Raw genomic sequence first — 21,743 nt, forward strand, 5'->3', positions numbered from 1 at the left:
TCAGATGCCGCCGCCGCACCCACCGCACCCACCGCCGCAGGCGCCGCCCAACCCCGGGGGATCCGACCGGGAACGCGCCGCGGCGGCGCGCTCTCGTTCGCGTTCGCGCCTGCGCTCTCGCTCGCGCTTTCGTTCGCGCTCAAGTGCGCGAGCGCGCTTGAGCTGACGTTCACGCGCGCGCTGCTGGGCCGCCTGCGCCTCCTTCACCCGGACGACGGCGGCCCAGATCTCCGCGGCCTCGGTCCGCCGCCTCTTGTCGGTCCACGCCTCCAGGCCGTAAACGGCCACGGACAACAGGTCGTTGTGGCGGAGCGGATAGCCTTTCGTCCTCATCGGGGTGAAATGCCGAATCCGGTCCATGACGTACTCGGGTATGCGAGTCCTGGTCGCGGGCAGGTCCCGGTACCACAGCCACACGGCCCCCCAACTCACCGAACCGACGCCGAGCAGCCAGTAGGCGCCGAGGTGGTGCGTGCCGGTGACGAACGTGTCGACGATGGCGACCAGTGCGGCCAAGATGGCCACCGGGATGGGCCAGTGCGCTCTGCCCGCACGGGCGAGCTGCTCCTCGGTGCGCCAGATCCCCCTACGCACCAGGGACTCCTCGACCGCGCGCGTGGTTTTCGGCGAGACCGAGTAGTCACCGTCCGGTTTGTCGCCGAGGACGACGCCCGGCACGGTGCCCCCAAGCGGGTTCGGGCGGTCTGAAGTGGTCTGGGTGGCCTTGCCGCGCTTGGAGACCTTGTTGTCGACCTGCCAGACGACGTTCATCAACTCCATCCGGTCGCGACCCCCGACGAGCCGGGCCACCTCGTAGCCGCTGAGGTCGTCGAGGTCCACCTTGCCGCGCCCCACCGCTCGGGGCCACCACCAGCGGAGCAGGGCCGCGGACCCCGCGGTGACGAGCAACCAGCCCCACGCGACGCCGAGGTACCACCCGCTCGGCACACCCACGATCGTCCCCACCGACACCCCCTCGTGGCACGGCCGCGATCGCGGCCGTGCGGGAAGTGTCCGTCCAGCCCGGTCCGCCCGGGGCCGATCCACGCGGGTTCACCTGGTTGGCCCGCACGCGAACGGATCCGACGACTCAGTCGGTGATGTCGAGGAGTTCGGCCACGTCGTCGTCGGCCCGTCGCCGATGTCGAGGTGGGACACCCTGGCTGAAGGTCAGCACGTGCAGCGCGAGGTCGTCGGCGTCGGGTTGCCCGAGCGCCTCGAACTGGTGGCGCAGCCAGTCCCGGAAGACGCCGAACACGGCGACGGCCTACACCGGGCGAGTTCCCGAGACCGAGACGAGCGGGTGGGACCAAGCGGTGAACTCGGGGTTGTCGAGCAGGGCGTAGAAGTCGGTCAGTTGCCGGGTCGATACGCCGTCGGCCAGCAGGTGTTCGGCCGCCTGCTCGACGTTCACGCGGTAGAGCCGGATCTCGTCCGCACCACCGCGCCACAGGACGGTGCGGGTGCGGACGTCCACATCGCGCAGGCCACGGTCGACGAACTCCTCCGCCAGCGACCGGGCCCAGTCGAGACCGACTCCCCGGGCGCGCAGGAAGCGAAGAAACGGCAGGTGCACGGCATCGAACGCCGCCCGATGGGTCGTCGAGCGCGTCGTCAGGGGGTGCTCGAGGTCGAACTCCTCCAGGACGAGCTTGCCGCCCGGTCTGAGGCTGGAGACCAACCGGTCGACGACGGCGTGCCGTTGGGGCAGGTGGATCAGCACCAGGCGGGCGTGGATGAGATCGAAGTCCGTCGCGGGTGGCTCGTCGCGCACCACGTCGTGCTCGCGCACGGTGAGGACGGGGCCGTCGCCGCTCAGCCACCGGGTGTCGATGTCGGTGGCCAACACGGACCCGCCAGGACCGACCCGGTCGGCCAACCAGCGCCCGATACCCCCGTCGCCGCACCCGATCTCCCAACACTTCCACCCCGGCCCCACACCGGCCGCCGCGAGCGCGGCGTGGCTGTCCGGGTCGAACACCGCCAGCGAGTCGAACCGGGTCCGGTTGCGGGGATCGGCGTTGTCGAACACGTACTGGTTCACCTGGTCTCCGATCGGTCTGGTCGGTGGTCGAACCCCACTACCAGGATCTCGGGCGGCGCAAGCGGGTCCGCCGCTCGACCTGCCGGAGTACGCCGGACCTGGTAGGAAGCTGAGAAATCCGGCGTTCGGACACTTTTCGGGCCGCCGACACGTTGACCAGGCACAACGACCGCGGGAGGAGCGGGCATGGGACTCATCGGCACACTGGTCGGCTATGCGCTCACGGCGTTCATCCTGCTGCTCGTGGCCAGGATGATCCTGGACTGGGCGGCGCTGGCGGGCCGGGGACCGGCCTGGGTCGGCCGGGCCCGGGCGTTCACCCGCGCGACGACGGAACCGGCCATCGCGCCGGTGCGGCGGGTGGTGCCGCCGGTGCGGGCCGGGGGGATCGGCTTCGACCTGGCCTTCACGATCGTCTTCTTCGTCGCGCTGGTCCTGCGGTCGATCGCCTTCGCGCTCTGACGGCCGGTCAGGCGCGCGGGGCGGGCGCCCACGAAGTGCTGAAGGCGGCCCACAGGACAGGGGAGTGGACCGGGTCGCCGGTGGCCTCCCAGCGCGTGGCCTGGTCGCGTTGCCACGCGTTCAGGGCGGTGACGGGATCGGGGGTGGCGGTGGCGGCGTCCACCGCGACGACGACGTCCGGCAGCGCGGGCGTCCCCGGGTGACCGGGGACCAGGTGGGCCATGCCCGAGTCGGTGGGGAGCGTCCACCGGGTCGAGACGACGTACTCGGCGCCGCCGCGGACCAGCGCGGCGACGAGGCCCGCGGGTTCGGCGAAGCGGGTGTCGCCGCCGCTCTCGCAGGCGATGAGAGCGACCCGGTTGGGGAAGCGCCAAGGGGCCAGGGCCAGGTCGGCGGCCGTAAGCGGGCGGTGGGCGCCGATGGGGCGGGCTTGGCCGGGCGTGTCCGCGGTGCAGCACAGGTGCAGGCGGGCGTCGAGGGCGTGGTCGCCGGTGGTGACGTGGCCGACGTAGAGGAAGCGGGCGGCGTCGACCAGGGCGGATTGGAGGGTGGCGCGGTCGAGGTCGTCGCGGCGCAGGCCGTGGGCGGCGGCGAGGGCGTCGAGCGGAGAACCGGGAGCGACGGGGCCGAGGACCGAGCCGAGCGCGGAGGCGTCGGCGAAGCCGGGGACCCGCGGGTCGAGGACGCCCACGACCGTCCCCTGCGGATCGAAGGCGGACACCAGGCGCCCGGGTGCGTTGCGGACGGTCGCCGGGGGCAGCACCGAGACGTCCGCGCAGTGCACGGTTCGCTGGCCGACGTCGACGCGCAGCGCCTCCCAGGGGACGCGCGCGGTCGACGGGGAGGGCCGGATCCGCAGGTGCGGGCGGGCGCCTTGGGTGATCACCGCGTTGAGTTCGGTCGCCAGCCCGTGCGGCAGCAGGGTCCGGGACAGCAGTTCCGCCAAGGCGATCTCACGGTCCCGGTCGACCAGCGGACCCTGGGTGAGCGCCCGCGTCAACGCCTGCTCGGCGGTCTCGCCCGGGAGCGGCGACGGGGTGGCGGCGGCCAACTCCGCCAGCGCGCCCTGGATCAGCTCACGCGGCAGCACGAGCGCCCGGGGCTCGTCGAGCGCGTGCTCCCAACGCCACGAGAGGTACAGGTCGCCCGCGTCGACCATGGTCAACTGCACGGTCGGCGCCGTCACCACGACGCCACCACGGCGGTCGAGCGCACCGGGAACCCGTAGCGGCGTTCCGCCTCATCGATCCAAGCGTCCAACGGAGACGGCGTCGCCGGGTCGATCCGCACCCGGGGCGGAAGAGTGAAAGCCGTCGTCGTCTCGGGGACGGGAAGGGTGAGCAGCTCGTCGCGGGGCAGATCGGCGTGCGCGGGCTCCAGCGAGACCGTCGCGGCGAGGTGGTCGATGTAGGCCGCGACCAACACGACGTCACCGAGGCCGCGCAGCGCGGTGAACGCCGCGCGGGTGGCGGGCTCGGACGCGAGCGCGACCCAACGCTCCCGCAGCGGACCGTGCGGGAACCGGCCGCGCGCCGCCTCCGCCGCCAGCGCCGCGGGCAAGGCCAGGTCCAAGGCGCGCAGGCACAGCTCGCGCCGCCGCGCGCCCTCGACGGTCGACGCCCACCGCACCAGGCCGTCGGCCCGCCACCACGCCACGCCCAGCGCGACGTGCCACAGCCCGGCTCGGGTCGCGACCTCGGTGGCGGCGGCGTAGCGCTCGTCGGCGCGGTCGAACACGCCCAGGGCCGCCCAGGCCCCGCCCTGCACCTGGTAGGTCGCCACGAGGTCCACGGGTCCCGCGTCGGCGCCGAGCGCGGCGAGCACCCGGTCCAGCGCCTCGAGGGCGTCGTGCGGGCGGCCCCGGCTGATCGCGACGGCCGCCCGGCCGTGCAGGCTCACGGAGAGGCCGCGCGTGTCACCGGTGACCAGGAGCAGGCGTTCGGCCTCCTCGTAGCGCGCCTCCGCGAGGTCGTTGTCGGCGGCGAGGTACGCGAGGCGGGCCTGGCTGAGCAGCGCGGTGATCTCGGACTCCCGGTCGCCGGTGGCGGCCGCGAGGTCACGGGCGAGGTCCAGGTGCGCCGCGCTGCCCGCCGGGTCGCCGGTCGTGCCCGCGATCTCGGCGAGGACCAGGTGGACGGACGCGGCCAGCTCGGGCGCGGTGGCGTAGGCCGCTTCGAGCGCGGTCTCCGCCGCTGCCGCCGCCTCGGCGAACTGCCCGGTCGACGTCAGGAACGCCGCCCGGATGGCGTGCGCGGCGGCGATGTCCTCCGGATTTTCGGGGATCACCGTGATCTCGGTGTCGGCCGCCCACCGGGGCGGCGTCGGTTGGATCACCGTCGACCCGCGCGGCGTTCGGTGATGGTCGCGGTCGGCGTGTCGACCCTCGACCGGGCGTAGGCGATGATCGCGGCCCGGCGCTCGCTCGCGTCGGGATCGGGCTGGGTTTCCGCGAAACCCGCCGCGTAGACGGTGAGTACGCGTCGCGCGGGAGGGGTGAGCAGCACGGTCGGCGGGACGGCCACTCGTCCGGTGATCCGACCGAGGTCGTCCACGCCGTCCAGGGGTAGTTCGACGTCGCCGAAGCGGGCCGACAACCGGGGGCGAGGCGCCAGGCCCGGCGCGGGAAGCACGGTGACCTCCAAGACCGTGCCACCCGGCTCCCGTACGACCGCCCATTCGGCTCCCGCCGCCGCGTCGACCACGCCCGCGGGCACCGCCGCCCAGTCGACCGGCGACACTCCACTAAGGACGGAAATGGTGCCCGTCCGGTCGGAACCGCCCGCCGCCAAGGCGAACTCGGACCGACTCGGCGCGGCCACGGGTTCCGGCAAGGCGACGCCGTGGTCGTCGGCCAGCTCGGCGAGACGAGCGGCGAGCGCGGCGACCTCCGGGTCCACGGCGATGTCCGGCAGGGTGGCGACCGCGAGGGCACGCGCGGTGGCGTCCTCGTCGTCGAGCAGGTGCTCCACGGCGGCGGTCGCGACCGCGAGTTCCGCGTTGAGCAGGACCGGGTCGACCGCAGGCACGCCCGCGACCGATGACGCGGGCCACCACGCCTCGACCCACCCCAGGTGCGCGAGCAGGGCGCAGGCGTCGCGAACCGGCGACTCGTCTTCCCGCGCCGTCACGGATTCCGCGCCGCCCAACAGTTCCGCCGCGACCTCGGGTCCGTAGACCTCCCACAGCCAGTCGGCCGCGCGCACCGGGTCGTACACCCGAGCCGCCGGGAACACAGCGCCGGAAAGGACGTCCCAGGCGAGCAACGCGCCCCGGCCCTCCACCAGCGCCGTCCGCTCGGGGTGCGGCCACTCGCCGACGTCCACACCGGACTCGACTCGACGCGCGCGCAGTGTCTCAGCCATGTCCGTCCCGCTCGTCGAGCCGCTCCAGGGCGGTGCGCAGCCGGTCGCGCTGGTCGAGGATCACCGACCGCAGGACCCCGTCGAGCAGGTCCCACACCTCGGTCGCCACGACCGTGCTGTCGACCAGTTCCCGGCCGTGCAACCGGACCCACAGCCGCCGCAGGTACGCCTCCCGCACACCGTGCACGTCCGCGTGCACACCGTCACCGGGCATCCGGCGCGCCCGGTGGACGTACGCCTCCCGCTCCCAGCGCGTCCGCAGCTGCGCCGCGGCCCCGGCGGCGGGTGGCCCGACGAGCCCGGCCGCCGCCGCGCGACCCAGCAGCATGGCGACCCGGCCCGGCTCGGCGCCGAGCTGCCACGGCGCGGCCGAGCGGGCGATCTCGCGGCGCACCAGGTCGGGCACGTCGGCCAGCGCGTCGCGGCGGGCGGCGTCGGTGAGCGGGGCGAACAGCCGCTGCACGATGGACCGGTCGAACGGCTTGGGCAGCGCGTTCTTCGACGCCGCCGCGCCCAGCTCCGGCCGGGTCGGCAGCTCCCGGTCGGTCAGCCCGTCGGCGGCGGCCACCCCCGGCCGGTGCAGGTCGGCGGCGCCCCGCGACCCCGCGAGGTCGGTGACCAGCTCGGCGAAGACCGCGGCGTCCGGCCTGGTCACGCAGGTGGCGAGGAACCGGTCGGGCAGCACGGAGCCGCCGTCGGGCCCGGCGGCGGGCAGCGCGGCCCACGCCGCGTCGAGCATGCGCAGCAGCGCACCGACGTTGACCGGGTCCGTCACGTAGTCGCGCAGGCCCGCCACCGTCGGCCCGGCCCGGTCGTGCACGTCGGCGAGCAGCTCGTCCGCCTCGGCCACGGCCCCCGCGCCCGGGTCGCCGAGCGTGGTCGCCAGCTCGAAGCAGCGCTGGAAGTAGAGGTCCTGCGGGTTGCCCTCGGTGATGCCCGCCTTGCGCCGCCGCTTCTTGACCAGCAGGAACCACGCCGCCGTCGCGGCGAGCACCGGACCGGCCGCGGCGATCCGGTCGCGCAGCTCCTCGGCGTGCGCGACGTCCACGGCACCGGCCGCGAACCGCGGGTTGAGCACCGGGCGCAGCACCAGCGGGTCCAGGATCAGCTTCACCGTCCTGGCCAGCGGTCGCCCGGACGCGTTGCCCAGCGGCGCCACCGCCGGACCCAGCCGCGACCACGCCTCCGCGATCAGCAGCCCCCGCGGCAGGGTGACCCCGGCCTGCTCGGGGGCGACGCTCGCGCGCGGGCTGCTCACCCGCCCGAGCCTAGTCGGTCGCAACCTCTGAGCTGCCCGGACGCCCTTTTCTGTGATCGGTAGGGACGGGCGTCGCGACAGTCTTGTGCCACACCGACAACGGACCGCCACAGGGAGCACCCGATGTACCACACACCGCAGCCGTCGACCTTCGCGAGGGCGCGCCGCCGACTGCGGCTGCCCCTGGTGCTCGGGACGCCGATCGTCGCGTTCGGCGCCCTGTTCTTCGGGGTCTCCTACGCGGCCAGCCCCGAACCCGACGTCGACATCGAGCCGGGCATCGCCCTGGCCACGGTGGACGGTCGCGAGGTCGTGCTGGTGCCCTACGGCCGCCACGGCGCCCGGGGCATGTTCCAGCTGATGACCAAGGACATGTTCCAGGCCCGGGTCGCCGCCACCGACGCCGCGACCGGCGAGGTGCTGTGGGACAAGCAGGTGTCCGACGCGCTGATCTGGGACGCGACCGTGCTGGCCACCGGCGACAAGTACGCCTACCTGACCACCGACACCGGCCTGCTGGTCTTCGACGTCCACACCGGCGACATCGTGGCCAAGGGCGACGGCGTCGAGGGCCTCGGGTCGGCGTTCATCGCCGCGCCGTCGGCCTACGGCTACGACGCCGAGAACCGCAGGGTGATGGCGATGACCGCGGCGGGCGCGGTGGTCGCGATCCCGCTCGACAACCCGGTCGCCGCCCCGGTCGACCCCGCCACCGCCGACGCCTGGACGACCCGCCTCGCGGCGAACGGCCGCGGCCGGTCGACGCCGCGGATCAGCGCGTCCGAGGCCGCGCTCGGCGGGGGAGTGACGGTCGAGGCGCGCGAGCGGCCCAACGGCGCACCGGGCAAGGTCCTCGTCCGGGTCGGCGAGGACGGCACCGAGACGCCGGTCGGCAACACGGTGTTCTTCGACGGCTCGCTGGTGGTCGGCCCCGCGCCGTCCGACGGGACCGCGCCCGCGGTGGGGGCGGGCTCCGGGTACGTGCTCGTCCGCCACGACCGCTCGGTCAACGACGGCGGCACCGCGCTCAGCGCCGTCTCGCTCGACAGCGGCGCGGTCACGAGCACCCTCCCGCTCGGCTCGAACCCGACGGCGGTCGACACCGGCGCCGACGGCACGGTCGTGGTGTCCACCGGCGACTCCCTCGCCGTGCTCACCACCGGCGGCAAGCTCACCGAGCTCACCGTCGGCGCCACCGACTTCTTCGGCTCCCCTTCCTAGTCCCCCGATCCCTTTCCGCACCAAGGAGTTCACCATGAAGACCATCGCCTGGATCGTGCTGCTCATCGGCGCCGCCTGCACCGCCATGTACGTCGCCACCGGACTCGGGGGCGGCCCGGTCGCCTGGGCCAACGGCTGGCTCGCGGGCCCGATCCTGCTGGTGTTCGTCGCCCCCACGCTGTTCTCGCTGGCGGGCAAGCTCGGCGGCGGGTTCGCGGCCCTGCGCGGCGGGGTGCCCAAGCAGTTCCGCGGCGCGCCGATCGGCATGGGCACCGTGATCTCGGTGGGGCGCACCGGTCTGAGCGTCAACGACCAGCCGCAGCTCGCCATCCAGCTGCGGGTCGACGCCGCGGACGGCCGGTCCTTCGTGGGCACCGCGCGGCAGATCGTCGACCTGACCGAGCTGGGCGCGGTCCAGCCCGGCGCGGTGCTGCCCGTGCGGTACCTGCCGGACGGCAGCGTCGCCCTGGCCACCGACGCCTCCCAGCCCGAGCTGCAGGCCGCGCTCAACCGCGTCCAGCTCGCCAAGGGCCACATCACCCCGCAGCAGCTGCGCATCGCCGAGCACGGCATCGACGCCTCGGCCGTGGTCCTCGCGATGGCCCCCACCGGCGAGATCCGCGACGGCCGGACCGTGGCCAAGGTGACCTTGCGGATCACCCGGCCGGACCACACCATGTTCGACCTGACCCAGGAGAAGGCGCTGCCGCAGAGCGCGATCCCCCGCGTGCAGCCCGGCTCGGCCGTGCAGGTCAAGTACCTGCCCCACGACGAGAGCGAGGTCGCCATCGTCACCTCGCTGGCCTGATTCCCCACTCCTGATCCCACTGCGCGACCGCGGACGTTCGCGGTCGCGCAGCGGCGTCGCAGTGGCGTCGCGGTGGAACGGGTAGTGTTCCCGGGCCGGATCAAGCCGCACCGCAGGGGGCTTCGGGAATGGTGGACGCGCCGGGCTCGCACAACGAGATCAGTGGCGGGCACTTCACCGGGCCGGTCGTGCAGGCCGCTCGGATCGACCAGGTGGTGTTCGGCTCCGCTGAAGCCGCCGAGCACCCGCCACTGACCGAGTGGGCGGCGCTGCCCCGGGTCACGCCGGGGTTGGTGGACCTCTTGGAGGCCCAACGCGAGGCCGTGGACACGTTGCCCTACCGGCTGCTGGGCGTGCGGCGACCCGAGTTGGCCAAGGTGTACGTGCAGCAACGCATCCGCGCGCGTGAGGACCGGACGCCGGAGTCGGGCGAGCCCCGGCGGCCGAGCAGCCCGTTCAACGACGGAGGGGATCGGCCGCTGTCGGCCGGTGAAGCCCTCGACCGCGGTGGGCACATGGTCATCACGGGTGAGCCTGGAGCGGGCAAGTCCACCCTCGGCCACATGTACGTGCAGCAGATCTGCGATTGCTGGCTCGGTGTCGAGGGCGCGCAACCGCCGCTGCGGGAACCGGTGCTGCCGCTGCGGGTACCTGCCCGGGCCCTGGCCGACGACCGGGCGTGGAGCGAGTTGCTGGCGGCTGGCACGCGGGACGCCGTCGGACCGCTGCTGACCAGCGCCCCGGAACCCGCGCTGTTCGCCAAGCGCGCGTTCGGGGCCCGGTGGCTGGTGTTCATCGACGGCCTGGACGAGATCGCCGACCGGAGCACGCGGGAGCGGGTCATCCGCGCGATCACCGCCCGCATGCGCCGCTCCGAGCTCTACCGGATCGTCGTCACCACCCGCCCGCTGCCGACCGCGGAGATGAAGCCGTTCGAGGAGGTCGGGGCCGACACCTTCGTCATCCAGCCGTTCGGGCCGATGGAACTGGAGGAGTTCGCGACCGCCTGGTTCCGCGCGCAGAACGCCCTGACCGGCCGGACGCGGGCCGCCGAGTTCGTGCGGCAGGTCAGCGACGGCAAACTGCGCGAACTGGTGCGCAACCCCCTGCTGGCCACGATCGCCGCCATCGCGCACACCCTCGAACCCGACCGGGATCTGCCGCGCAGCACGGCGAGTCTCTACCAGCGCTTCATGGACTACCTGCTCACCGACGAGACCAGCGGCCGCCGCACCCGCGACGAGCTGCGCCGCGCGCTCAGCCACCTCCCCGCCCGGCTGGAGCTGGCCACCTGGATCGACGACCACCGCGTCGACCTCATCGAGGCACTGGCCGTGGTCCGCCTCGACACCGACAAGCCGCTGTTCGACGCCGCGCGGGACTGGGTGCTCGCCAAGACGTCGATCACCGAACCGCCGCCGGGGTGGGAGGAGGACATGCGCGCGCTGCTCACCAGCAGCGGCGTCTTCACCCGCACCGAGGACGCGCTGCGCTTCTCCCACCAGTCGTTCGCCGAGTTCCTCGCCGCCCGCAGCCACGCCAGGGACATCGACCCCGACTTCACCGCCGTGGACGACTGGATCGAGCGCGGCGTCCTGCCTGCCACGCAGGACTACGCGCTGTTCACCTTTGTGCTGTGGGGCAGTCAGGGCAATGACATCACCGCCGTCTTGCGCAAGTTGCTGGGCATGGACACCGACCACGTCCTGCTGGCGGGACGACTGCTGACCGGTGACTTGCCCGTCGGGCGCGCGTTGACCACCGAGATCATCGGCCGACTCATCGATCTGCTGTTGCTCGCCGGACTCTTCCCGGAACCCTTCGGGCCCGCTCGAGAAGTCCGTGCGGTGCTCACATCCATTGGTGTGCACCAAGACGTCGTGCTCGACCGCCTGCGCCGCACGCGGGACAACACCGACCTCCCGTTGCACGTCCGCGTCGAGGCGGCCATCGGTGTCGGGTTGATCGATGATCGGGCCGACGCGCTTGCCTGGCTCGGCAGGCAGGCATCGGTGAGCGACCCGGATGTGTTGCAGCACATCACCTCCGGCTTCGCCGACCTCGAAGCCGACAGCGGGACCCGCGTCGAGCGGCTGCTGACCGGGCTGGCCCGCGGCGCCGGGGCGAACTACGTGCTGTCCCTGGCCTATGTCTCCGGTCTGCTGGATTCGCACCGGACGGCCGCGGCGGCCGAACTCGCCCAGGACACCATCGCGGCGATGCGCGCTGATCCCCAGACCACGGCGGACCCCCTCGTCCCACCGGCCCACGGCAACCGGTCGCCCCAACGACTCCGGGACTCCTGGGTGATCGGGATCATCTCGGATGGACGGTACAACTGGGCGGGTATCGCGGAACTCCTCGGCCGCGCCGGTCTGCGCGGCGACGCGGCCTGGGCGGCTCGACTGGCACTGGCCACCGACTGCGACATCACCGCGTTCACCGAGGCGGTGACGGCGTTGCTGTCGGCCGAAGGTGCCTCAGCGGTGGCCGAGGTCGTGGCAGCCGCGTCCACGAAGTCGGTCGCGTACCTGCTCGGTTGCGCGGAGGCGGTCCAGGAGTTCGACCGCCACACCGCGGGCGAGCTGGCCCGCTCCTGCCTCACAATGCACGGTCTTCGACTCGACGGTGTGCGAAGGGCCGTGCAGTTGGCATTGGAGGCCAAGCACTCGCCCGACGACTTGGTCGCCGAAGTAGCGAACGCACCCCATCCCGCCATGGGACACCGAACCTACTTCGCCGCCACTTTGGCGATTCTCGACCACCAGTCGCAGGCCTGCTCCTACGCGCGTAGCCTGCTCGCGACCTCTGTGCTGCTGCCGAGCAACTACTGGAGCGTCATACGCACCTTGCTGGTTCACAGCGATGAACCGGAGCTGGCGCTGGTGCTGGCCGACGCCGCCGCGCGTCCTGTGGCCTACATCGCCCAACTGGCGCCGGTCTTGTCCGAGGCGGGGCGGGAGTCCGAGGCGGCGGCGCTCCTGCGCCAAGTGGTCGACACCGCACCGCCCGCCGAAGTGCTGCTGGAGATCCACGACGACCTCGACGAGGACGGGCCACGCGAGCTGCGGGCGCTGCTCCTCGACACCGTGCTCGGCCAGGTCGGTTGTTGCTCGTGCGCGGACCTGCGGAGGCTGGCCGAGGCACTGCACCGCGACGGTCGCCGCGCCGAGGCTCACGACATCCTCCGTCGAGCCGTGGTCCTCGCCATGAACACCGAGGACGACGAACTCGCCACCATCGCGGGGACATGGCTGGACCAGCGGGGTATCCACGAATCCACCGAGCTCGTCCAGGCCGTTCTCGACCGAGACCTCCCGGCGCGGCTCCGCCTGCGGGTCGCCACCCGCCTGAGCACCTTCGGCGCGCTTTCCCAGGCCGTGTGCGTGTGGACTGATGTCGTGGTGCACCACGGAGGTGAGGTGGCTCTTGGCATCCTTGCCGCAGACCGGATGATCCAAACAGGACACCGCGCCGGGGTGGACGCCGCGCTCGCTCAAGCGCTCGGCCGGGACGACCTGCCGCACTCCACCCGGGCGCGGCTGACCGCGTTGCGCGCGTGGGTCGACAGCTCCGCGCCCAGCAGTGACAGGTAGGCCGACGCCAGTTCCGGGCCGGGGTCGAGGCCCAAGTCGTCGGCGAGCGCGCGGCTGATGGTGGCGTGCACGTCGAACGCGGCTGCCCGCTGTCCGGCCGCGCGCATCGCGTTGATCAGGGTGGCGTGGACGCGTTCGTCCAGGGGGTGTTGGGCGGCGGCTTCGCTCAGCGGTGCGACCACCTCGGCGGCCGCGCCACGGGCGATCATCCCCTCGCCGTAGCGGATCAGGGCCAGGCGGTGCTCGATGGTGAGCGCGATGACCTTGGGGTGGGCGGCCAGGGCGGGCAAGTCGGCGAGCGGGCGTCCGTGCCAGCACCGCAGCGCGGCCGCTAAGGCCGGGACGGTCTGCTCGCCGTCGGCTTGCCGGAGGTGTCGTCGGAAGGTGTCTACATCGGACTCTGCCGCCCTTAGCACGTAGCCGCCGTTGGTATGGCGCAGGATCTCGCTGCGCGCCCGTGCCAGGCGGCCGGGCTCCACCAGGCGCCGGAGGTGTTTGACGTGGGTTTGCAGCACGTTCGCGGCTGTGGCCGGTGGATCGTCGCCCCACAGCGCGTCGACCAGTTCCGACCGCGAGACGTACGCCCCACCCGCCAGCACGAGCAGGCCGAGGACGGCGCGTCGCGAAGGTGGACCCAGGTCCAGTTCTTCGTCGTCCCGCCACGCCCGCAACGGGCCCAGCACCGAGAACCGCAGCATCAGACCTCCCCATGTCCCTCTGGCCACACACTCCCACCGCGCGCCGCCGGTTCGCCGTGTCCGGCGGACGATTCGTGACAATGAGCAAACGGGAGTCCCCGCCACGGCAAAGTGTCCGGGCCGCCCACGGTGTGGACGGCCCGGACCCGGGGGAGTGGCGGTTGGCTCCTACCTGACGTTGATCCCGTAGACGTAGCCGTCGGGGTCGAAGGCGTTCGAGTCGAAGGCGAACGGGCTGAACCCGCCGCCCTGGCTCAACCACGGCGTGACCTGGGTGGGACCGGACAGGCCGTTGTCGACGGCCCGGATGGACAACCTCAGGTCGTTGAGCTGCGTACCCGCGGGCAGCTGCCGCACCTGGAGGCCGACCAGGAAACCGTCCGGGTCGAACTGGTTGTCATCGGTGACGAACGGGGTCTCCCCGCCGCCCTGGCTGGCCCACGGCGAGCACACGAAGGCGCCGAACGTGGGCCTGCGCCGGGGGTTGTCGACGGCCTGGCCGCAGATGCGCACGTCCAGGTTGGTGGGGATGCCGGTGCTGCTGAGCAGGAGCTGGGCCCCGTCCGGGTCGAACTGGTTGGTGTCGAACGCGAAGGGCGACGCGCCGCCCCCGTCGACGGCGAACGGGGTGACCTGCAGCGGCCCGAGCTGCGAGCGACCGCCGTCGTCGACCACCCGGATGCCGAACCGCACGTTGGCCAGGTCCGCGCTGGCGGGCGCGGCCGTGGCCACGGCGGGTGCGATCGCTCCCGCCAGCGCCAGGACCAGCCCGACTACCCTTCGTCCTTTACCTTTGAACACTGTGGTGCTCCTCCTCGGTAGGTGGTGCGGAGGACGCTAGGGACGGCGACTGGACACCCAAGGGACGCCGACTGGACGGTGGTGGTGGGCACACCGGCTTGGTCGGGTGCGCGGCCCTCGTCTACGATTCGCGGTGTAAGCGAAGGGGAGTAGCCCCCAACATCCCGGTCGACACACTGACCCGCTCGCGGGTCCGGTCGGATGGCCTCGTTTCGACGGGGCGGGCGAGACCTTCGATCCAGGCACAGCACAGTGCCGGATCGAGGTCGCCCGCAGACGCGCCCACGGTCCGGCGCGCGAGGTAAGGACCGGAATCCGAGATGGACGCAGTGCTCGTCGGCACGCTGGTGTCGTTCTGGGTGATCTTCGTGGCGGAGCTGGGCGACAAGTCGCAGCTCATGGCCCTGACGTTCGCCACCCGCTTCAAGGTGTGGCCGGTGTTGGCAGGCATCACGCTGGCCACGGCGGTCGTGCACCTGGCCTCGGTGGCCATCGGCCACGGCCTCGGCGCGGCCCTGCCCACCGGGTGGATCAACCTGGCCGCCGCCGTCGCCTTCCTCGGCTTCGGCTTCTGGACCCTGCGCGGCGACACCCTCACCGACGACGAGAAGGCCAAGGCCCAGCGCGCGACCCGGTCGGTGGTGATCGCGGTGGGCACCGCGTTCTTCCTGGCCGAACTGGGCGACAAGACCATGCTGGCCACCATCACCCTGGCCACGGACCACGGGTGGCTCGGGGTGTGGATCGGCTCCACCGTCGGCATGGTCGCCGCGGACGCCTTGGCGATCGTGATCGGCCGGGCCCTCGGCCGCAACCTGCCCGAGAAGACCATCCGCTACGGCGCCTCGGCCCTGTTCTTCCTGTTCGGCGCGTGGTTGGCGGTCGACGCCGTCCGGCTGCTCGGCTGACCCGGCCCCATGGGTTCCTTCAGGGAACTTAGCCTGCTACGGTAGGCGAGTCTTCTGAAGGAACCCACGAAGGGATCGAGCGCATGAGCAAGGTCATCGCCGCGCACGCGGTGTCGGTGGACGGCTACATCACCGGCCGCGAACCCGGCCCCGGCCGCGGCCTCGGCGACGGGTCCACCCTGTTCGACTGGTACTTCGGCGGCGACACCCCGAGCCGGGTCTTCGACGGCTTCCGGCTCAGCGAACCCAGCACGCGCGTCTTCGACGCCCTGGCCGCCCGGGTGGGCGCCGTCGTGGCGGGCCGCAACACCTACGAGGACTCCGACCGCTTCGGCGGCGGCAGCCCGCACCCGGCGGCCCGGCTGGTCCTGCTCACCCACCGACCCGCGCCGGAGATCACCGAGCGGCAGACGCTGGTCACCACCGGCATCGAGGACGCGCTCGCCGCCGCCCATGGGGTTGCCGACGGCAAGGACGTCGGCCTCATGGGCGGCGGTGTCGTCACCGCGGCACTCAAGGCGGGACTCGTGGACGAGCTGGTCCTGCACCAGGTGCCGGTGCTGCTCGGCGCGGGCAGGCCGTTCTTCCAGGCACTCCCCGAGCACGTCCACCTCGACCTCGTCGAGGCGGTCCCCGCCCCCGGCGTCACCCACCTGCACTACCGCGTCAACCGCTGACCCGCCCGGAAGGAACCCCCGTGCTCAACCCCGACATCCGCCGCGTCCTCGACGGCACCCCGATCGCCCACCTGGCCACCCTGCTGCCCGACGGCGCCCCGCACGCCGTCCCCGTCTGGATCGGCGCCCACGGCGACCACATCGCGATCCTCACCGGCCCGGACAGCCGCAAGGCCCGCAACCTCCGCCGCGACCCCCGCGTGGCGATCTCCCTGACCCCGCCGGACAACCCGTTCCAACCGGTCATGATCCGCGGCCGCGCCGTCGAGTGGCTCGACGGGGACCGGTCCTGGGAGGTCGTCGACAGCATCGCGCTCAAGTACATCGGCCGCCCCTACGACCGCGCCGAGCCCCGGGTCGCCATCCTGATCGAGCCCGACCGGCAGACCATCGCCTGACCCCAGGTGCCCGCGGTGTGCTACCCGGCTGCGCCGACCGAGTGGTCGCCGCCGGCGTTCCGGTAACGCGCGGAAGATTACCGGTGGCGAAATCCCGCCGGTTCTGGCCTGCTGGGTGGCGGATCGGGAGGCGTCGTTGGACGGGGGGTCACGCTTGTGGTCGTGGCGAGCGTCCAGCCGAGCCGGGTGCACCTCTGTCGCGTCATCCAGTCGGACTCAGCCAAGGCCCGTCCTCCGGGCGGCAAGACCTTTCGGTCGTCGTGTGGAGGCGTCTCGGCGCGCGGAGCGGCGGACGCGGTGGACCAGAAGGGCGCCGAACAGCACGGACAGCAGGCCGAGTCCGGTCTGCCATGCCATGTCCGCACCGGTGTGTGCCAGACCGTTGGCCCGTGCGGTCGGGTTGGACGGAGCCGGGTGTGTGCGGTGTGCTCGCTGGGGCGTGGTTGGCGGTGCGGAGGGTGTGGAGTCCGGGTCGGGTTGATCAGGACCTGGTACGACCCAGATCCGGATGCGCGTAGTTCCCACGGAGATGTTGTAGGGGCTGAAGACGTCAGGTTGTGTCATCCGCCATGGGCCCACCACCTTGATGCTGTACGGGCCTGGCATCACCGGGGGGAAGGCGAAGTCTCCCAGCCGGTCGGTCACCGCGCGCGCCGAGACCTTCCCGGCGGAGTCGGAGAGGTAGATCTTGATGTCGGGAACTCCTGGACCCGTGGGATAGCCGCAGCGCGCGGTCACGGAGCCGGGCGGCCAGCAGCGGAGCGAGACCCCGGAATCGGCCCGCATCACGCTGCCGGTCAGTGTCCCGAAACCGGGCAGGACGCGGGTCGTCGCGGAGGACCTGACGAAGTCGGACGAGGTGTAGCGGACGAAGAAGTCGCAGGTGACCGAGGCTTCGCTGCCTGGTGGGGCCCAAGCGAGGATCATCGTCCGCGCTCGCAGGGTTCTCGTCGTGCTCGGCGGGATCGTCACGCCCTCGTAGGAGTTGAGGTCGCCCCAATCGGAGCCGTCGTTGCTCGAGCTGTCGCACTTGGCGTTGACACCGCGGACAGGCACCGACCCGCGGTTGGTGAGCTTCACCGTCAGCGGAGCGAGCTCGGCCGCGCGGTTCGCCTCCTCGTCAAAGCGCATCGACACGGTCAGGACGTCTGCCAGCGGGCGGAGTCCATCGATTTCCGCGGCCGGATCCTTGCCCTTGTCCACCAATGCGTGGTGGACACCGAATCTCCATCCGCTCGCCTCGACCCTGGTGGCGTACTCGCCCGCGGGGATGTCGGAGAACGCGAACCGCCCATCGGCTCCAGTGCTCGTGCTGTACGTGCCTTCGGGGCGTCCACCGGTCGTGGTCACGAGCGCGCCGGCGATCTCTTCACCCGGTTGCCGGATCCCGTCCCGGTTGGCGTCGCCGTAGATGACGCCGGTGAAGTCGGCGCGCACCTGCGTGACGATCGTGGTGAGGTTCACCGTGTTGTCCGACGGATTGGCGTCAGGTTCGTCCGACCGCAGGGTGATGGACACCGCGAGGGGCCCCGGGCCGGGGAGGACGAACAGGGCGACATCCCCCTTGACCTCCACGGTCGCGCCGGGCTCGATCCGCCACAGCGGGGGAAAGGACGGCCGGGACTGCCCGGTGCTCTCGATGGTGACAGCCGTGGCCGTCGCGGTGCCGACGTTGGTCACCGACAACCGGATGTAGGCGTAGTCCCGGATGTCGTAGGAGGGTTGGGTGAACTCGGCGGTGACGCGGAGATCGGGCGACTCCGCCGCCGGTGTAGTGGACGAGACGGTAGTAGTGGTCTCCGGGGCCGTAGGCGTCGCCGAGGTCGTCGTCGCGGACGTCGCGTTCGTGGTCGACCCGGTCGGTGTCGTTGTGCTGGGGATCGTACTGGCGCGGGGGGTGGTGGTAGTCGTTGTTGTAGGGACTCCAGTCGCCGACGAGCGCACCGTTGTGGTTGCGGCGGCGGTCTGTTCGCTCGAGGTCCGCTCGGTGGACCCCAGGGGGTCCACGCGCTGCTCGGCGACCGGGCGCGGAGCAGGCACTGCTTGTGCTGTCGCCGTCGACGCGAACAGCGAAGCTGCCGCCAGGGGGAGACAGGCGGCGACGAGCACGGATAGTCGTCTGTGCATTCTCGATGCCTCGCTTCGGTCGCCTGGGGAATCGGTACATTGCGCGCCCCAGGCTCCTCGGGGATTCTCTACGTAGGCAGGGCCGTCACGCCTGCGGATGGAATGCCCTAAGACTCCGGTGATCGACTACCTTCGCCGCCATGTGGTCTGTGCCATCCGAGCGGGCCGGTCGTCGCGACCACACGCGGACAACCGCATTCCGCTTGCATCGGCGCGCGTGCTGACGCCACGCGCCGTTTCGAACCGGCGACGGAAAAGGTGGCAATGATGAGGTAGCGGGATCCATGTCGAGTTCAGGCATACCGCGGAATTCATCGAGGGGAAGATGAACTCCGCCATGGAACGAATCCCGTCCAGTCAGGTCGCTGGTTCGGCAGGCGTCGAGCGCGTCCGCACCCGGTGCCACGGGAGTGGTGTTGAGGTCGAACGCACCGGCTCGCTGCTCCTGTGCGGCACCCGGGTGATGCTCGGTATGGCGGCGCCGCCCGACATCGCGGGTGGTTCCCAACGTCGTGCCGGCGCGTGGCTGTCCGGCACCGGCGAGATCCGGACACGGTGATGTGGACCGGTCTGTCATCCGTGGTGGCCCTGTTGTCCGGCGGCGGACCGGGCCGGTGGCGGCGCGGCGCCATCTGATCCCGGGGCTCGCGCACGGCAGGCAGTCTCGGGGCGGAGCCTTGTGGGCAACTTCTCTATCTATATAGACTTTTGCCATGGTTCGTGAGCGCAAGCTGTCGCCGCAAACGATCGCGGTGCTGGACGCGTTGGCCGCACAGCCGGATTCCTGGCGGTACGGCTACGAGTTGTGCGGCCAGGTGGGGCTCAAGGCGGGATCGATGTACCCGATCCTGGTGCGGTTGGCCGAGCGCGGCCTGCTGGAGACCAGGTGGGAGACCGAGCAGCCCGCCGGTAGGCCGCCACGCCACCTCTACCGCTTGTCCGGGCAGGGCCATGAACTCGCCCGTTCGATCACACCCACCCGGGCCCGGCGGGCTCGGTCGCCGCGCCCACGTCTGGAAGGTGCCTGATGCTTCTCCTCATGGTGTTCGTGACCCTTCTGGTCGCCTGTCTCGCGGTTGTCGTCGCCGGCTGGGTCGCCCGCGTGCGGCACGAGATCCGACGACGTGAACTCGACCTGCCCGCCTACCTCCTCGACGTCGCCACCCGCCTGTTGCCCGCCGAGCGGCGGGAATGGGGGGCGGCGATGCGGGCCGAGCTCGCGCACATCGACCACGGGCCCGCTCGCTGGTCGTTCACCGCGGGGGCGACGTGGGCGGCGGCTCTGCCATCGCCGCGGAGACCTGCGGTGTTCGTGGTGGCGGGCCTCGGGACGCTCGTCAGCGGTGCCGCCGCTGTGGCCGCGTACCGCTTCGTTCCGGAAGCGTTGCTGTTCGTGGTCACCACCGGCGTGGTGCTCACCGGCTACCTCACCGTTCGGGTCGCGTGGCCGGTTTCGACACCCGTTGTCCGCTCCGGTCGGTTGTTCGGTGTCGTCATGCTGCTCGGTACCGCCGGATGCGTTGCGGCGGTCTGCTACGCCGTGCGCACCCACCCGGCCGCGGGTAGGGATCCGGCTCGGCTGTTCAACATGGTCTTGGCTGTCGTCGTCATCGGTTACGTCGTCTTGGCCGCACGTGCTCGTCGGGCGGATTTCCGCGTTCTGGGCTGGGCGGCCGTGGCCGCCACCGGATGCGCTGCGGTGTGGGCGGTTCCGGCCCTGTCCAGGCCCCTCGGCGTGGACGGGCTGCCGGAATCCACCTTTCTCGCAGCGGGAGCGGTCATCCTCCTCGCCGCGGTCCCGGCCGCCGCGGTGACCGGTACGTGGCGCGCGGGTGGCAGGGTGGGTCTGTGGTCCGGCCTGCTCGCCGCGTTGGCGGTATTCCTCCTCGGAATGCTCAACACCCTCGCGGACCAGGCATACGTCCTCGACAACCCCGATGACGTCATCGCCTTCGACCGCAGCGGCACCGCGGACCTGGCGGGTTTCGTGATCGGTGACAACCTCGGTGGCCTCGTGCTCGCCCTCGTTTGGATCCCGGTCGTCGCGACGTCCCTGGGGCTGCTGGGCGGCGCGCTCGGAGCCGGACTGCACCCCCGGTACCGCCGAACCCGAGACCTGGCGGCCGAACTCATGCGCGGGTGAGTCCGGCCGGGCAGAAGGTCACCACACGGCACGACCGGAAGGCTCTGCCGCCCCTGCGCCGCGAGCGGCGATGATCGTCGCCAGTGGACGGATCCGGCGCATGCCCGACTCCGGTGCCACCGATGTACGCGGCTCCGGAAGCCGCCCGTGCGAGGAGGAACCGCCGTGAACGCACCAATGCCCACCCGGTCACCTGTTGTGGTCGCCGTCGACGGGTCGCCGTCGTCCGCGGACGCCGTGGCTTGGGCCGCCGCGGAAGCGGGCAGGCACGGTCTCCCGCTGCGCCTGGTCCACGTGTGCGTGCCGCCCGCGGTCACGGACCCGGTGGGCCGCGACATCTGGTTGGACCCGTTGTCCTCGCAGGGTGGGCACCTGCTCGCCGAGGCCGACGACCTCGCCCAGCGCGTCCACCCCGGACTCCGGACCTGTTCCGAGCTGCGCCACGGCTTCGCCGCCGCGCAGCTGCTCGACGCCGCCGCCGACGCGGCGGTGCTGGTGACCGGGCACCGCGGCCTCGGCGGGTTCGAGGGACTGCTGCTGGGTTCGGTGTCCGGTGCCGTCGCCGCGCACGCGCGCTGCCCGGTTGTCGTCGTGCGCGGCGAGGCGGTGACCGGGGGACCCGTGGTGGTCGGTGTCGACGGCTCACCGGCGGGGGACGCCGCGATCGAGTTCGCCTTCGAGCAGGCATCCACCCGTGGTACCGGGCTGCTGGCCGTGCACGCCTGGAGCGACGTCGCCTACGCGGGCGCGTGGATCCCGGTGCCCTTCGTGGCGGACTGGGACGCGCTGGCGCGGGACGAGGAGCGGCTCCTCGCCGAACGGCTGGCGGGCATGGGGGAGAAGTACCCGGAGGTCGTCGTCGAGCGCGCCGTGGTCCGCGACCGCGCGGCCCGGGTGCTCGGCAGCCGCAGCGCGGGTGCCCAACTGGTCGTGCTGGGCGCGCACGGCAGGCACCTGCTCACCGGTCTGGGCATGGGCTCGACCACCCGCGCGCTGCTGCACCACAGCCGGTGCCCGGTCGCCGTCGTGCGTACCTGACCAGGCTTCTCCAGCCGATCGGCGACTCGCGCGATCGTCGCGAAATCCCCGAGCGGGTCGGGGGAACGCTCCTCGTCGGCATCGTCGGCGGCAAGGATCCGGCGCGGTGGAACCGCTCCCGCGCCGGATTCCTCGCCGAACGGCGGACGACGTCGCCTGCCGGCAGCGGGAATACCGCGCCGGCGGACACCGGTCGTGGCAC

20 protein-coding genes are annotated in these 21,743 nt (G+C 72.2%); 10 read left to right on the plus strand and 10 right to left on the minus strand.

The genetic code is table 11. From position 1 onward, the window contains the following. From V5P93_RS17805 to V5P93_RS17815, 3 genes are all read right to left on the minus strand, one after another. Nucleotides 1-966: a hypothetical protein gene (locus tag V5P93_RS17805; protein ID WP_146108078.1), complete on the minus strand. Its 966-nt coding sequence runs from the start codon at nucleotides 964-966 to the stop codon at nucleotides 1-3. Nucleotides 967-1,090: 124 nt separating this feature from the next. Beyond that, nucleotides 1,091-1,258: a hypothetical protein gene (locus tag V5P93_RS17810; protein WP_219824010.1), complete on the minus strand. Its 168-nt coding sequence runs from the start codon at nucleotides 1,256-1,258 to the stop codon at nucleotides 1,091-1,093. Between the two features lie 9 nt (nucleotides 1,259-1,267). Next, nucleotides 1,268-2,044 carry a class I SAM-dependent methyltransferase gene (locus V5P93_RS17815; protein ID WP_104479954.1) on the minus strand — a complete coding sequence of 259 codons (777 nt, stop codon included), beginning with the start codon at nucleotides 2,042-2,044 and terminating at the stop codon, nucleotides 1,268-1,270. Nucleotides 2,045-2,230: 186 nt separating this feature from the next. On the opposite strand from V5P93_RS17815, the gene V5P93_RS17820 reads away from it, so the two are divergent. Next, a complete protein-coding gene (locus tag V5P93_RS17820) occupies nucleotides 2,231-2,506 on the plus strand; it encodes a YggT family protein (protein ID WP_104479955.1) in 276 nt (91 codons plus the stop codon). Between the two features lie 7 nt (nucleotides 2,507-2,513). Here the strand turns inward: V5P93_RS17820 and V5P93_RS17825 are convergent, their stop codons facing one another. Genes V5P93_RS17825 through V5P93_RS17840 form a run of 4 tightly spaced genes read right to left on the minus strand, consistent with a single transcriptional unit; the run spans nucleotide 2,514 to nucleotide 7,126 of the window. Then, entirely contained in the window at nucleotides 2,514-3,692 is a 1,179-nt protein-coding gene (locus V5P93_RS17825) for a CHAT domain-containing protein (protein ID WP_219824011.1), read from the minus strand. Next, on the minus strand, nucleotides 3,689-4,840 hold the full coding sequence (locus V5P93_RS17830) for a hypothetical protein (protein ID WP_104479956.1): 1,152 nt from the start codon (nucleotides 4,838-4,840) through the stop codon (nucleotides 3,689-3,691). Before V5P93_RS17830 ends, V5P93_RS17825 begins: the two co-directional genes overlap by 4 nt. Continuing rightward, nucleotides 4,837-5,868: a hypothetical protein gene (locus tag V5P93_RS17835; protein ID WP_146108079.1), complete on the minus strand. Its 1,032-nt coding sequence runs from the start codon at nucleotides 5,866-5,868 to the stop codon at nucleotides 4,837-4,839. The genes V5P93_RS17830 and V5P93_RS17835 overlap by 4 nt, the downstream gene beginning before the upstream one ends. Then, nucleotides 5,861-7,126 carry a hypothetical protein gene (locus tag V5P93_RS17840; RefSeq protein WP_104479958.1) on the minus strand — a complete coding sequence of 422 codons (1,266 nt, stop codon included), beginning with the start codon at nucleotides 7,124-7,126 and terminating at the stop codon, nucleotides 5,861-5,863. Before V5P93_RS17840 ends, V5P93_RS17835 begins: the two co-directional genes overlap by 8 nt. A 123-nt stretch (nucleotides 7,127-7,249) precedes the next feature. On the opposite strand from V5P93_RS17840, the gene V5P93_RS17845 reads away from it, so the two are divergent. From V5P93_RS17845 to V5P93_RS17855, 3 genes are all read left to right on the plus strand, one after another. Beyond that, nucleotides 7,250-8,347: a PA2928 family protein gene (locus V5P93_RS17845; protein WP_181043563.1), complete on the plus strand. Its 1,098-nt coding sequence runs from the start codon at nucleotides 7,250-7,252 to the stop codon at nucleotides 8,345-8,347. Nucleotides 8,348-8,381: 34 nt separating this feature from the next. Beyond that, complete coding sequence (locus V5P93_RS17850) at nucleotides 8,382-9,155, plus strand: hypothetical protein (protein ID WP_104479959.1); 774 nt, start codon at nucleotides 8,382-8,384, stop codon at nucleotides 9,153-9,155. Between the two features lie 128 nt (nucleotides 9,156-9,283). Continuing rightward, nucleotides 9,284-12,751 (plus strand): NACHT domain-containing NTPase, encoded by a 3,468-nt coding sequence (locus V5P93_RS17855; protein WP_104479960.1) that lies wholly within the window; start codon nucleotides 9,284-9,286, stop codon nucleotides 12,749-12,751. Here V5P93_RS17855 and V5P93_RS17860 read toward each other — a convergent pair. Both V5P93_RS17860 and V5P93_RS17865 read right to left on the minus strand, forming a co-directional pair. Beyond that, complete coding sequence (locus V5P93_RS17860; RefSeq protein ID WP_104479961.1) at nucleotides 12,652-13,449, minus strand: BTAD domain-containing putative transcriptional regulator; 798 nt, start codon at nucleotides 13,447-13,449, stop codon at nucleotides 12,652-12,654. The genes V5P93_RS17855 and V5P93_RS17860 overlap by 100 nt on opposite strands. A 168-nt stretch (nucleotides 13,450-13,617) precedes the next feature. Then, the gene (locus tag V5P93_RS17865) at nucleotides 13,618-14,250 is read right to left on the minus strand and encodes a hypothetical protein (RefSeq protein WP_104479962.1); all 633 of its coding nucleotides are present in this window, start codon (nucleotides 14,248-14,250) and stop codon (nucleotides 13,618-13,620) included. 320 nt (nucleotides 14,251-14,570) lie between these two features. Here V5P93_RS17865 and V5P93_RS17870 point away from each other — a divergent pair, with 320 nt between their 5' ends. The 3 genes from V5P93_RS17870 (at nucleotide 14,571) to V5P93_RS17880 (ending at nucleotide 16,233) form a co-directional block, all read left to right on the plus strand. Next, nucleotides 14,571-15,158, plus strand: a complete 588-nt coding sequence (locus tag V5P93_RS17870; protein WP_104479963.1) for a TMEM165/GDT1 family protein — start codon at nucleotides 14,571-14,573, stop codon at nucleotides 15,156-15,158. Nucleotides 15,159-15,241: 83 nt separating this feature from the next. Then, nucleotides 15,242-15,835, plus strand: coding sequence for a dihydrofolate reductase family protein (locus tag V5P93_RS17875; RefSeq protein WP_104479964.1), 594 nt, complete (start codon nucleotides 15,242-15,244; stop codon nucleotides 15,833-15,835). A gap of 20 nt (nucleotides 15,836-15,855) precedes the next feature. Beyond that, a complete protein-coding gene (locus V5P93_RS17880) occupies nucleotides 15,856-16,233 on the plus strand; it encodes a PPOX class F420-dependent oxidoreductase (protein ID WP_104479965.1) in 378 nt (125 codons plus the stop codon). A 216-nt stretch (nucleotides 16,234-16,449) separates the two neighbouring features. On the opposite strand, the gene V5P93_RS17885 is transcribed toward V5P93_RS17880, so the two are convergent. After that, nucleotides 16,450-18,273 carry a carboxypeptidase-like regulatory domain-containing protein gene (locus tag V5P93_RS17885; RefSeq protein ID WP_146108080.1) on the minus strand — a complete coding sequence of 608 codons (1,824 nt, stop codon included), beginning with the start codon at nucleotides 18,271-18,273 and terminating at the stop codon, nucleotides 16,450-16,452. Between the two features lie 800 nt (nucleotides 18,274-19,073). Between V5P93_RS17885 and V5P93_RS17890 the strand changes: the two genes are divergently transcribed. The 3 genes from V5P93_RS17890 to V5P93_RS17900 all read left to right on the plus strand — a co-directional run bounded on the left by V5P93_RS17890 (nucleotide 19,074) and on the right by V5P93_RS17900 (nucleotide 21,541). Further along, the gene (locus V5P93_RS17890; protein ID WP_104479968.1) at nucleotides 19,074-19,388 is read left to right on the plus strand and encodes a PadR family transcriptional regulator; all 315 of its coding nucleotides are present in this window, start codon (nucleotides 19,074-19,076) and stop codon (nucleotides 19,386-19,388) included. Then, nucleotides 19,388-20,503 carry a hypothetical protein gene (locus V5P93_RS17895; RefSeq protein ID WP_104479969.1) on the plus strand — a complete coding sequence of 372 codons (1,116 nt, stop codon included), beginning with the start codon at nucleotides 19,388-19,390 and terminating at the stop codon, nucleotides 20,501-20,503. The genes V5P93_RS17890 and V5P93_RS17895 overlap by 1 nt, the downstream gene beginning before the upstream one ends. 165 nt (nucleotides 20,504-20,668) lie before the next feature. Next, nucleotides 20,669-21,541, plus strand: a complete 873-nt coding sequence (locus V5P93_RS17900; RefSeq protein ID WP_245931343.1) for a universal stress protein — start codon at nucleotides 20,669-20,671, stop codon at nucleotides 21,539-21,541. The last annotated feature ends 202 nt before the right edge of the window (nucleotides 21,542-21,743 follow it).

Origin of the sequence: Actinokineospora auranticolor (genome assembly GCF_041897805.1) — a bacterium.
Lineage (GTDB): Bacteria > Actinomycetota > Actinomycetes > Mycobacteriales > Pseudonocardiaceae > Actinokineospora > Actinokineospora auranticolor.